Origin of the sequence: Brevibacterium sp. GP-SGM9, from assembly GCF_047300845.1 — a bacterium.
GTDB lineage: Bacteria > Actinomycetota > Actinomycetes > Actinomycetales > Brevibacteriaceae > Brevibacterium.
In genome coordinates, this window is record NZ_CP178563.1 from 2049885 (window position 1) to 2062177 (window position 12293).

The 12293-nt window shown below is 65.1% G+C and carries 9 protein-coding genes; 3 read left to right on the forward strand and 6 right to left on the reverse strand.

Annotated elements, in window-relative coordinates:
• Positions 1-53 precede the first annotated feature (53 nt).
• Positions 54-782, forward strand: coding sequence for a sulfite exporter TauE/SafE family protein (locus tag ACH82I_RS09260; protein ID WP_413332056.1), 729 nt, complete (start codon positions 54-56; stop codon positions 780-782).
• Between the two features lie 64 nt (positions 783-846).
• On the opposite strand, the gene ACH82I_RS09265 is transcribed toward ACH82I_RS09260, so the two are convergent.
• From ACH82I_RS09265 to ACH82I_RS09290, 6 genes are all read right to left on the reverse strand, one after another.
• Positions 847-1593 carry a DUF1345 domain-containing protein gene (locus tag ACH82I_RS09265; protein ID WP_413332058.1) on the reverse strand — a complete coding sequence of 249 codons (747 nt, stop codon included), beginning with the start codon at positions 1591-1593 and terminating at the stop codon, positions 847-849.
• Between the two features lie 92 nt (positions 1594-1685).
• Entirely contained in the window at positions 1686-2987 is a 1302-nt protein-coding gene (locus ACH82I_RS09270; RefSeq protein ID WP_413332060.1) for an amidase, read from the reverse strand.
• Positions 2984-4528 carry an amidase gene (locus ACH82I_RS09275; protein WP_413332062.1) on the reverse strand — a complete coding sequence of 515 codons (1545 nt, stop codon included), beginning with the start codon at positions 4526-4528 and terminating at the stop codon, positions 2984-2986. The genes ACH82I_RS09270 and ACH82I_RS09275 overlap by 4 nt, the downstream gene beginning before the upstream one ends.
• Positions 4525-5949: a M20 family metallo-hydrolase gene (locus ACH82I_RS09280; RefSeq protein WP_413332064.1), complete on the reverse strand. Its 1425-nt coding sequence runs from the start codon at positions 5947-5949 to the stop codon at positions 4525-4527. Before ACH82I_RS09280 ends, ACH82I_RS09275 begins: the two co-directional genes overlap by 4 nt.
• 69 nt (positions 5950-6018) lie before the next feature.
• Positions 6019-7320 (reverse strand): MFS transporter, encoded by a 1302-nt coding sequence (locus ACH82I_RS09285; RefSeq protein ID WP_230748512.1) that lies wholly within the window; start codon positions 7318-7320, stop codon positions 6019-6021.
• Positions 7321-7511: 191 nt separating this feature from the next.
• Positions 7512-8432: a LysR family transcriptional regulator gene (locus ACH82I_RS09290; RefSeq protein WP_230748513.1), complete on the reverse strand. Its 921-nt coding sequence runs from the start codon at positions 8430-8432 to the stop codon at positions 7512-7514.
• Between the two features lie 346 nt (positions 8433-8778).
• Between ACH82I_RS09290 and ACH82I_RS09295 the strand changes: the two genes are divergently transcribed.
• Both ACH82I_RS09295 and lgt read left to right on the forward strand, forming a co-directional pair.
• Entirely contained in the window at positions 8779-11091 is a 2313-nt protein-coding gene (locus tag ACH82I_RS09295) for a DUF222 domain-containing protein (RefSeq protein ID WP_413332067.1), read from the forward strand.
• A 256-nt stretch (positions 11092-11347) separates the two neighbouring features.
• Complete coding sequence (gene lgt / locus ACH82I_RS09300; protein ID WP_413332069.1) at positions 11348-12274, forward strand: prolipoprotein diacylglyceryl transferase; 927 nt, start codon at positions 11348-11350, stop codon at positions 12272-12274.
• The last annotated feature ends 19 nt before the right edge of the window (positions 12275-12293 follow it).

A 12293-nucleotide genomic window follows, 5' to 3' on the forward strand; every position in this document is an offset into this window, starting at 1 on the left:
CTCATTGCCCGCATCGGAGAAGTCGAGCGACGAAGCAGAGGAGCACTGGGCCGATGGAGATCGTCAGCTACATCATCATCGGTGTCGTCGTCCTCGGCTCAGCGTGTCTCCAAGGCTCGATCGGCTTCGGTCTCGGCATGATCACCGCCCCGGTTCTCGCACTGCTGCGACCCGATCTGCTGCCGGCGGCCCTGCTTCTCCTGGCCACGCTGACCTCGCTCACCGCGTTTCTGCGCGAACGCAGCGATGTCGATTGGAGACTCGTCGGATGGGGTGCCCTCGGCCGGCTGCCCGGCATCGCCGTGGGAACCGCCGCCGTCGTGATGCTGCCGGACACAGGCCTCTCACTTCTGCTCGCGATCACCGTCCTCGGCGGCGTGGCCTTCAGCCTGGTGGGCTGGTCCCCCGAGGCAAACGGACGCAATATGTTCTTCGCGAGCAGCGTCTCCGGCATCTTCGGCACCGCCACGAGCATCGGCGGACCTCCCATCGCCCTGGTCCTCCGCGCTCTGGATCCGTCTCAGATGCGATCGACGATGAGCGCCTATTTCACCCTGGGAAGCATCCTCTCGCTGACGGGCCTGACCATCGGAGGCGAAGTCAGAAGCGACCACCTCATTGCCGCGGCGACCCTGCTGCCGTTCATGCTCGTCGGCCTGTGGCTGTCGAACTTCGTCATTCGCCGCGCCGACCGCAAGGTTCTCTACCGTTTGGCGGTGTGCGCGTCGATCGCCGGCGCGCTGCTGGTCATCGGCGAGGTGGTGTTCTCGGCGATCGGGTGAAGCAGCCGGGTGAAGCATTCGAGGGCTCTCCACGTAGGACGCGACCTTCGAAATCGCCTCTTGCCTACGTCGGGATGTAGGTGAGGAACATCGACACCAGCGTGGCCACGACGACCGAGTTGAAGACGAACGCGAGGATGACGTTGGTGCGCACCAGTCGCCATCCGGGTCGGGTCGTCGCTTTCCCAGGGAGTGCGGCCGTCATCGTCGAGGAGAGTACGGAGAAGGTCAGATAGTCGCCGAACGCGCGCTCCTCCGGCATATCGAACTCAAGTTGCCGAGCGTGTGCGCTGCCTCCGCCTCCGAGGTCGAGGCGCATGTATTCGAGGGCGAACGAATACACCATGACCGCCCACGAGGCGACGACGTTCGCCAGTCCGAGGATCACAGCGAGACTGACGCTCGCCCCGGATCCCGTCGTGACGAGAAAGACGTTGAGAATGACCGCGATATACGCCGCGAACGCCGCCCAGGACACCGCTCCGCCCATGGTGAAATACCGCGCCCAGGGCGTGCGCTTGCGGGCGAGTGCCCACCGAGAATGCACGATGAGTTCGGTTTCGTCCAGCTCGTTCAGCCCGGCATGAGTCCACAGCAGGTAGACGAACGCGAACAGCGGCCAGGCGACAAGGAAGATCGAGATGAGCCTCTCGGTGAGACCGACCAGGTCAGTGGCGTCAGCTTCCGTGTCGAGCGGGTCGAATCCGAATCCCAGCACCAAGACGAGTCCGACGATCAGCGCGGGCACCATGGCCACGTTCGCGCGTGTATCGTCGGAGATCGTAATGGTCTGACTGTGCTTGGGTCGCATGTCCGGACAGCTCCGCTTCGTTCGTGGCCGGTGGGCTCGATTTCAGCTTAGCCGAGGCCGAGCTTCGAGCGACCGGTTCAGCCTCGATGCCCTCAGGAACCCAATCGCCCAGCGACGAAATCGAGCAGTCGGCGATCGTCGTGTGGCCGGCCGACGATCTGCACCGACTCCGGCTTCACCAGACCGGCACCATCCGCGTCATCCCCCAACACCACCTCGGCGACAGCACCGATCGGCACTGTCACCGCGGGCCAGCCCAGCACATTGAATGGCATCGCATAGCGGATGAATGGTGAAGAAGATTCCGGGCCGACCTGATCCCAGCGCAGGACGTCACCCTCGATGGCCGGGGTGACGATGAAGTCGACCTCGTCGAAGATCCCCAGTGCCGAGGCGCGCAGCTCTTCCAGCGCCCCGACCTGTTCCCGGTATTCCACCTCGGTGATGGTCTGCCCGGCCATGATCTTCGCCCACACGCCCGGCTGGTACAGCTCCCCCTGTTCCTCGGCGAACCGCTGGTGCAGGACCGTGGCCTCGAATCGGCGCACGATGTCATAGATTCCGAACAGCCGTTTTATGATCTCGCCCAGTTCTTCCGACCTCGACGAGGTGGTCCTGACGTTCCCGAGGTGCGCCTCGACCCAGCGGTGCGCGGTGTCCGCCGATGCCTCGGCTGCGTTGAGAAGACTGAGGTCGACAGCGGGAACGGTATCCGCCCCAGAGACGTCTGACCCAGAGTCGTCCGCTCGGGAGTCACCCTCCCCGAAGCCCGCAATCACCTCGAACGCCGAGGTGAGCAGCCCGATGTCGCGTGCGAACAGTCCGACCGTGTCGAAGGACGGTGACAGGGGAAACACCCCGTCGGGGGACACGGTTCCGAAGGTCGGTTTGAAGCCGATGATGCCTTGGCATGCTGCCGGAACTCGCACCGATCCGGCAGTATCCGTGCCGAGCGCCAGCGGCACCACCCCGGCGGCCACCAGCGCTGCCGAGCCGGAGCTCGATCCTCCGGTGCACAGTGCGGGATCGAGCGGATTGACCACGCGCCCGAAGGCACTCTCGTCGCCGAGGATGCCGTACGAGAATTCCTGACAGTTCGTCTTCGCCACCGGCAGTGCCCCGGCCTTCTCCAAGAGGGTGACGACTGGCGCGGTGGTGCTCGGGTCGGGCCCGGTGCTGACGTTCGACCCCATCGTCGTCGGAAAGCCTGCCACGTCGATGACGTCCTTGATCGCGAAGGGCACCCCTTCGAGGGCACGTGCAGGTTCACCGGAAGCGACACGTTCCGCGGACTTCCGCCCGAGGTTGCGCGCCCGATCGGCCATCACCGAGGTGACCGCATTGAGCTCGCGTCCGAGGCCGTCGACGGCGGCGATCGTCTCGTCCAGGCTCATCCCGGCGCAATCCCCGTCCACGGCCTCAGCTGCTCCACCGCGGCCGCCACGTCGAAGGCGGTCCGGTCGTCATAGGGGTGGGCGATGACCTGCAGTCCGGTCGGGATTCCGCAGTCGGCCATGCCGGAGGGCACATTGACGATCGGCACCCGATTGCAGATGTTGAAAGGCATCGTCATGTGCGCCTGCCAGTAGTGCTCGAGCCGCACTCCCCCGGCGGCGCCATTTCCACCGTCGCCGGCATCTTCCCGCCCCACACCGGTCGAGTCGATCGTGATCCCGTCGAGATAGCTGCCGCCGGCTTCCAATCCCGCCACCGCCGAGGTGGGCGCCAAGAGCACATCGAACCCGTCCATCGCGGCCGCGAGCTCCGCCTGGATCTGCGCTTCCATCGTCAGTCCTTCGAAGAACGAGCGGCGGTCGGCCACCGCCTCGGCGTCGGCCATGAATCGCAGCGTGTAGTCGGCCAGGGTGTCTTCGTGACCGCGGGTCGCCGCCCGCATCGCCGGCGCGAGCAGATGGCCGAAATGGGTGAAGGCGGTCTCGAAGATCCGCTCGGCCGTCCATGGCAGTTCGATCTCTTCGACGACGGCTCCTGCGGCCTCCAGCGCCGAGGCGACCGCCCGGGTATTGGCGATGATGCCCTCGCCGACGGGGAAGTCCCCCAAGCGCAGGCACAGCGCCACCCGACGTCCGCGCAGACGTTCGACCGCCTCGGCGGGGTCGAAATCGGAGAGGAAATCCGGCGAATCGATCGTCGCGTGATCGCCGGGATCGACGCCGACCATCACCCGCGACACCAGCGCAGCGTCGGCGACGGTGCGCGTCATCGGTCCGTCCCCGCGGTACCAGTCGGCGGCCAGAGGCTGGGCGCCGGGGATCCGACCGTAGGGTGCCTTAAAACCGACGGTGCCGGTGAAGGCGGCGGGCAGCCGCGTCGAACCGGCGATGTCCGAGGCCGTCGCCAACGGGCCGAAACCGGCGGCCAGAGCCGCCCCGGACCCGCCGGACGAGCCGCCGGGTGAGAGATCGGGGTTCCAGGGGTTGCGGGTCACGCCCCACATCGGCGAATGCGTGACCGTCGCGCAGCTGAACTCGGGCGAGGTCACGCGGGCGTGGACGAAGCCGCCGGCAGCACGGATGCGGGCGATGACGGCGGCGTCCGCCTCGGCGATGGTGTCGCGTTCGTGGATGAGACCTTGACTCAGGCTGCGCCCGGCGATCGCGTGCTTCTCCTTGGCGATGACAGGCAGTCCGAGCAGCGGCCGGGAGTCTGCCGCCTCGGCGAGGTCATCGGATGTGGCGTTCGCGTAGAAGCGTTCGGCCTCCCGCGCAGCGGTGACCGCCTCCTCGACGACCTCCGTGACCGCATTGATGCGCTCGTCCTCGGTGGTGATGCGGCCGATGAGGGCGGACAGGTAGTCGACCGGGGAGAGCTCCTTCGACCGGAACCGGGCCAGCGCCTCGGTGGCGGACAGGGCCCAGGTCTCCGTGTCGGCGGTCGTGCTCTGTGTGCCCGCCGAGGTGGGTGTGGAGCTCATGCGTCCACCCTAGCGTTCGAGGCTGACACGGTGGCGCCTTCGGCGATTGCGGGCGAACCAACCCGAACCTCCGCGACGGATCTGCCGACCCATACTTCGCCGTTGCGGTCCTCGCCGAGCTCCCCGCCGACCAATTCCGTGGCCACATTCGTGAGGACTCGCAGGCCGCGGACCATGTCCTCATCGGTGGTGAACTCGCGTTCGCAGTGGGACACTCCGTCGACGCTGGGCACGAACATCATCACGGCGGGCACGCGGTGGTTCATCGCCACGGAATCGTGGCCGGCCATGGTCTCGAGGCGGCGGATGCTCAGCCCTTCGTTGGCCGCGGACTTCTCGGCGAGTTCGACACCGGTTTCGGGGAAGTGGCGTTTGTCGCGGAGGTCGAAGTCCGCGACATCGATGGTGATGTCGTGGTCGCGGGCGATTTCGGCGATCTGGGAGCGAAGGCGGTCGCGGGCGGCTGTGACGATGGCCGGGTCGGAGGAGCGGAGGTCGGCGACCATGTGCACACGGCGGGGCACGACGATGGGCGAGTTCGGTTCGACGACGTGCTGACCGACCGAGGACACGAGGGCCTCGTCCTCGAAATCGTTGACCACCTCGGCGACGGCGAGCACGACTTTGGAGGCGGCGACGAGGGCGTCGTGGCGGTCGGCCATGGCGGTGGCGCCGGTGTGGGACTGTTCGCCGAGGACGTCGATATCGAGCTTCTGCGTGTACCAGCTGGCTTCGACGACGCCGATGTCGGTGGCCTCGCGCTCTAAGATGCGGCCCTGCTCGATGTGGATCTCGGCGTAGGAGATCGCCTCGGGCGGGGTATCGGTGCCGGCGTAGCCGATGGTCTTGAGCGCCTCGGCGACGGAGGTCCCCTCGAGGTCTTCCACGGCGAGCATCTCCTCGAGGTCGAAGAGGCCCGCGTAGACCGAGCTGCCCATGATCGAGGGGGCGAAGCGGCCGCCCTCCTCGTTGAACCAGTTGACCACGGCGAGGTTGAATTCGGGCACCTGCCCGGATTCGGTGAGGTTCTCCTTGACTCGCAGTGCCGCGAAGAGTGCGGCGATGACACCGTAGGCGCCGTCGAAGCGCCCGCCGAGCGGCTGGGAGTCGAGGTGGGAGCCGATGAGGACGTAGGGAGCCGTGGGGTTGTCGGTGGTGTCGGGGTTGTGGGTGGAGGCGGCGGTGGCGGTGCCCTCGGGGACGAGCTGGAGACAGGCGAACATATTGCCGATCGCATCGATTCGGAGGTCGAATCCGTTGCGTGCCGCCCAGTCGCGCATCCAGTCGCGCGTCGCCTTGTCCTCGGGAGTGAGCGCTTGGCGGTCGACGCCGTTGTTGTCGGTGGCGCCAATGCTCGCGACATGGTGGAAGTCGGCGAGGAAGGCGGCGTCGGTCGAGGGGGTGGGGGATGGTGCGGTCATGGTGCGTGTTCCCTTTCTTTTTGTCGGGCTGTCACTTTGCGGGGGCTGTCGCCGGCATGGCCAGCCGTTTCACCCGAGGCGTCCGCGGGTCTCGGGCAGCCTGGTGATGAAGATGAGCGCGAGGACGACGACGGCGCAGGCGGCCATGTAGAAGCCCGGCGCGGTGTTGACCCCGGTGACGTCGACAAGCCAGGTGCCGACGAACGGCGCGGTTCCGCCGAGTACTGCGTAGGAGATGTTGTAGCTGATCGCCGCCGAGGTGAAGCGCGTCTTCGTCGAGAACCGCTCGCAGAAGAAGGTGTAGCAGCCGCCGCCGTAGCAGCACAGAGAGATGACGAAGATCGTCTGCCCGATGAATGCCAGTGCCATGTTTCCGCTGGTCACCAACCCGAAGGCCGGCACCGAGGTGGCCGCCAGCAGGATCGAACCGGCAATGAGCATGGGCTTGCGTCCGACTCTGTCGCCGATGGCTCCGGCGATCGGCAGGAAGATCGTGTAGCTGGCCATGGCGAACGCGTTCGTCGCCAGCGACTGCTCTCGGCTGAGGTCGCCGGTGGTCTGGATGTAGGTGACGAAGTAGGCCGAGAGCATGTAGAAGCCGAGCGCGGTGAGGCCGAGGACGAAGAAGACCTGGAGCATCCCCACCGAGTTCTCTTGGAAGGAGTCGCGGATCGGGCTGAATTCCTTGGGGCGTTCGGCGGCGGTCTTCTTGAACAGCTCGGATTCGTCGGTCCGGGACCGGATCCACAGGCCCACGGCGGAGAGAGGCAGAGCGAGGAGGAACGGGATCCGCCAGCCCCAGGAGGCGAAGGAGTCATCGCTCATCATGGTCGAGAGCGCGAGGATGAGACCGCCGGCGAAGACCGAGGGCAGGGCGGTCGCGGCGAGGGTGATGTTGATCCAGAGTCCGCGCTTCTCGACGGGAGCGTGTTCGTAGACGAAGGAGGGGCCGCCCACCGATTCGCCTCCTGCGGAGAATCCCTGCCCGAGGCGGGCGAGGATGAGCAGGATGGGAGCGAACCAGCCGATCTGGTCGAATCCGGGCAGGACGCCGATGAGCGCGGTGCAGATTCCGACGAGGAAGATCGTGATCGTCAGGGTCTTCCGTCTGCCCACTTTGTCGCCGAGCGCGCCGAAGAACAGGCCGCCGAGGGGACGCATGACGAAGGCGACTCCGAAGGTCGCGAAGATGACGAGCAAGCCGGTGACTCGGTCGCCGTCGGGGAAGAAGTACTCGGAGAGGATGACGGCCGAGAGGCCGTAGAGGGTGAAATCGTAGAACTCGACGAATTGGCCGATGCTGCCGCCGACGAGCACCTTCTTCTGCATGCTCGTGGACTTGCGCCCTGTTGTGACTGCGGTGGCTGACATAGTTGCTCCCCTGTTGTGGCGATCGCGTGAGCACCATCATTGCGGCCTACGTCACATCAGTCCAACAGATACTTTTGAAGCTCGGCATGAGCAAAATCGATGAATCGCCGAGGTGGTCCGTCCTTACCGACGATCCTGTACAACCAGCGTGTCGGACCTCTTCAACCGGCATGCCGGGACTTTCGCCCGACTCAGCTGCCGTCGGGGCCCAGAATCTCCCTGGCCAGTTCGCAGAATGCCCGCGCTCTTCTGCTCAGCCGAAGCTCCTTGGGCCAGACGAGCGCGAGATCGATGCTCGGAAAATCGTCGAGCAGCGGCACATCGACGGTCTTCGAACCGATATAGGTTCCCGAGGACACGCTCTGGCTGAGCAGCGAATACCCATGCCCCATCGCCACGAACGACCGCACCGTCTCGTAGCCGGCAAAGGTGTGCCGCACCACCGGTTCGACGCCGGCGATCCGAAAGAGCTCGTCGTAGTACTGCCTGCTGTAGGGCAGGTCGAGTTGGATGTAGTCCTCGTCCGCGAGTTCCCGAAGATGGATCGGACGCGGCCGCCTGCCACCCCCGCCGAGGCGGTGGTCGAGTGAGACGAGGGCGTGGGGCTTCACGAGGTCGATGAGGAATCGATCGAAGCGATCGGTCATTCCCAGCGTGTAGGTCAGCGCGAGATCGCAGTCGCCGGCGACGACAGCGGCCTGCAGCTCCTGGAGATTCGCCTCGAGGTAGTTGATTCGGACATCGGGGTAGCGCTTCTCGAACTCCCGGTGGATGAGCGGGAGGCGAGTGGGCGCGATCGGCGAGAAGACACCGACGGTGAGGTCCCCGCTGAGCGAACGCGAGAGCCCGAGCGCGGTCTCTCCGAGGGCTTCGGTGGACTCGAGGACCGATTCCACCTCGGCGAGGAATCGGCGACCCGCAGGCGAGAGCACCACGGAGCGGTTGCGCTGGCGGATGAAGAGGTCGATGCCCAAGGTGCGCTCGAGCTGCCCCATTGCCGTGGAGATCGCCGACTGCGTGACATTGAGGCGCTTGGCCGCTTCGGTCATGTTCTCTCGCCGTGCGACTTCCTGGAAGTAGCGCAGCTGGACGAGAGTGAAATCGAGGGCCATAAAGGTCATCATCGCATGCGCAGGCCGCAGTAGCAGCGCGTGCAAGAAGGAGGCCGACCCCATACCGCCGAACGACCTCGCAGGCTCAATGGCGCCCCGGATTCTCACCGCGTCCATGTCGGTGCCGACGACTATGTCAGTGCCTTCTTATAGGGTGGAACCTCATTCACTCACACCATATAACGACACCATTCGATACACACCCACTTATCCCACCAGCACAAACAACAACAATCATGCGTAGACAGTAACAATCGAAAATAATCCGAAATTAAAAGGCGCAAAACAGCAATACTGATGTACACTGAATAAAAGAGCCCTTCAACGGAGAACGGAGCTTCAGACCATGACCTTCACCCCCGATCGCAGGAAACGTCAGGCAGGACAGCGCGCACGCCGCGCCACCCTCGCCCCGCGCCTCCGCGCGGCACGGAAGAAGGCCACGAACCCCACCCTCCCCACACCCAAGCCAGGGACCCTCGACCCCGCCCGCAGCGAAGAACCCCCTCCGAATAACAGTGAAGCGCCCGGCACCAACGAGGACACCACACCGACAAATACACCCGATACCAACAACGGCGCGGCAACCCTGGCCGAGCAACTCAAAGACGCCGGCCTCGACCTCACCAACCACGAACTCGCCGACGTCTTCAACAACCTCGACCCCGTACCCACCACTAGCCCGGATAACCTCGAGGACCCCACCGATGTCGCCACAGACGCTGACACTGAACCCGGTGACACCAGCACTGCGTCCGACTGCAGCCGCACCGAACCCGGCGACAGCCCTGATTCCGGCAGGAGCAGCTCTGAAACCGACGATGGTGCGGAACCTGAGAACACCGATGAGGCCGGAGCTCTGCCCTGGACGACCAATGAACCACTCGACGACGATGACCAGGGCACTGACGAGGCTCCCGCCTGGGACGAGGACACTCCCACCAGCGACGACGGGCCCACCAGCGACGACGAGCAGGCATCCACACAGCGTCCGGTCTCCCCGCACCCCTTGATCGCCAATGACACCTGGAGTGACCTCACCCACTTCGCCCCCGAGATCACCGACTCCATCACCACCCTCATGGGCCTCAACACCGACCTCCGTACTTTCACCCGCCCCATGGGACCCGGCGAGGCATTGAAGATCATCGACGCCGCTGAAGCACTCACCCGCATCAGCCAAGCACTCTCCACCACCGCCCTGTCCGTCTACGAACGCATCGGCACCCCCACCGACAGCGGAGCAAAAGACACCAAAGCGTTGATCCGCGACCGCCTCAACCTCACCGGACGCGAAGCCGACCGCAGAGCCAAACTCGCGAAGAACCTCGGCGGCCGCGTCAACACCAACGGACAAGCACTGCCACCCCAACACCCCGTCGTAGCCGACAAACTCCACGACGGAACACTCTCCACCGACCAGGTCACCACCATCGAAGCCTGCCTCGCCGACCTGCCCTTCACCGCGACCGAGGACATGAAGGCCCAAGTCGAGGCCGACCTCGTCGCCTACGCCCCGAAAGTCGCCGTACGGGAACTGCGCGAGATCTTCCGCCGCATCCTCGCCCACCTCGACCCCGACGGCACCCAACCGATCGATGAGACCAAACGAGAGAACTACTTCGTCACCGCCCGCCCCACACGCAACGGCGACTGGAAACTCGACGGGATCCTCGACCCCACCACCGGTGCCGAACTCCACGGACTCCTCACCTCCCGCATCGAATCCACCCAACCAACCCCCACCACCAGCACCGAAACCCCAGACGCTAACCCGATGACCCCAACTGCCGGCGACGAGTCTGTCGATGGTGGCGCATTCGCCCCCAATGGTGGACTGCCCCAGATCCCCGGGCAGGAACGGTTCAACACTCTCGATGCCGTGTTCACCGGCGACCGCCACGACGCCCCACCCTGGGCCGTCTTCGACGCCACCACCCCCGACCCCACTGGCGCGACCACCGACGCTCCTGCCAACACAGACGATTGCACAACCAGCAGCGCTGCTACGTCGGAGCGTCCGGGATACGGGGTCCGTACCGATGGCACCGAGGTCAACGTCACCGACGCCCAACCCACGGCACGGACCTGGATCTACGAACGCTTCGCCACCCTCATCGGGCGTATCAGTATGAAAGAAGCCGAGAAAGGCTCTCCCTACGCCCTGGTCATCACCGCCAAAGCCACCGATATCGCCACCGGTACCGGGGAAGCCCGCACCGGGGCCGGAGACCGGATCCCACTGGGCGAAGTCACCTCCCGGGGACTGGACGGACGCGTGTTCTTCAACCTCATGGACGACACCGGACGAACCGTGGCCGTGCGGACCGAGAACAGGTTCGCGAACAAACACCAAACCGCGATCATCACCGCCCGCGACCGCGGCTGCATCTTCCCCGGCTGTGACTCCCCACCCGGATGGTGCGACGTCAACCATGTCCTGCCCCACGCGGCCGGTGGAAAGACCGATATCAACAACCTCTGCCTGTTGTGTTCAGCGCACCATCACCTGCTGGACCGGTCGGACTGGGAAATCACAATGCTCAACTGTGGTCGACCCGCCGCGGTCCCACCACCGAGTATCGATCCAGCGAAACGCCCGATCCTGCACTCGAGATTCATCGCCGATGACATCATCGAGACCCTCTTCAACGATTAACACCACACCTAGAGTGTGAGGGGACAAGTGCGCCCACACCCAGCCACAGCTCTGTGCTCGACTCCGTACTCGGCGACGTTCTGGCTCAATGGAACTCTTACCGCGCCCCATCATGGACCACAGCAACTGAACTGCGCCGTCACCAGCTCTTGAGTATCCAGCTCAGCAGCCGCCCACGTTATCAGCGCTGACTCTGCCGAATGCGAACTTCTCAGGCGCATGCGGGATTTCCGGCCCGGAGAAATAGACTGGGCTCATGCCCGCAGTCCTGACTTCCGCCAGCGCGACTACGATGCCGTTCGACATCTCGGCCGCGATCCCCAGCCCGAGCGTCTCCAGCTTCCAACTGGGACCGCTGACGATCCACTTCTATGCCTTGTGCATCCTCGTCGGAATCGTCATCGCGATCATGCTCGCGAATCACCGGCTGACCAAGCGCGGAGTCGAAGAGTGGCAGGTCCTCGACATCGCGACCCTGGCCGTTCCGATGGCCATCGTCTTCGCCCGGATCTACCACGTCATCACGCACTACACCGATTACTTCGGACCCGGTCGCAACCCCTGGAACATCTTCGAACCCGGCTCGGTGTGGGCAATCTGGGAGGGCGGGATCGCGATCTTCGGCTCGCTCATCGGCGGTACCCTCGGGGCCTGGATCATGTGCCGTAGGCGCGGCATCCGCCTCACCGCCCTGCTCGATGCGCTGGCACCGGGACTCATCCTCGCCCAGGCCTGCGGACGCTTCGGCAACTGGTTCAACCAGGAGCTCTTCGGACTGCCGACCACACTGCCCTGGGGCCTCGAGATCGATCCGGGCAATCCCGCGATCCCACCGGGCACACCGGTCGGAACCCTGTTCCACCCCACGTTCCTCTACGAGGTGATCTGGAACAGCCTCGGCGCCCTGGCCCTGCTCTTCCTGGGACGACACATCTTCTTCCAGTGGGGACGCCTGTTCGCTGCCTACCTGATCTGGTACGGCGCCGGGCGCATCGTGTGGGAGTCGATCCGTCTCGATCCGAGCTTCGTCGTCCTCGGCCTGCGCACGAACGTGTGGGGCGCGATCGGCGCGGTGGCCTTGGGCGTGATCATCATGATCGTGCAATGGAAACGGCACCCCGAACCGGAAGAATCACCGTTCCTCAAGGGCAGGGAGCCGAAGCCGGAGGCGGTGGAGTCCTAGCCGGCCTGAGCGCCGCACG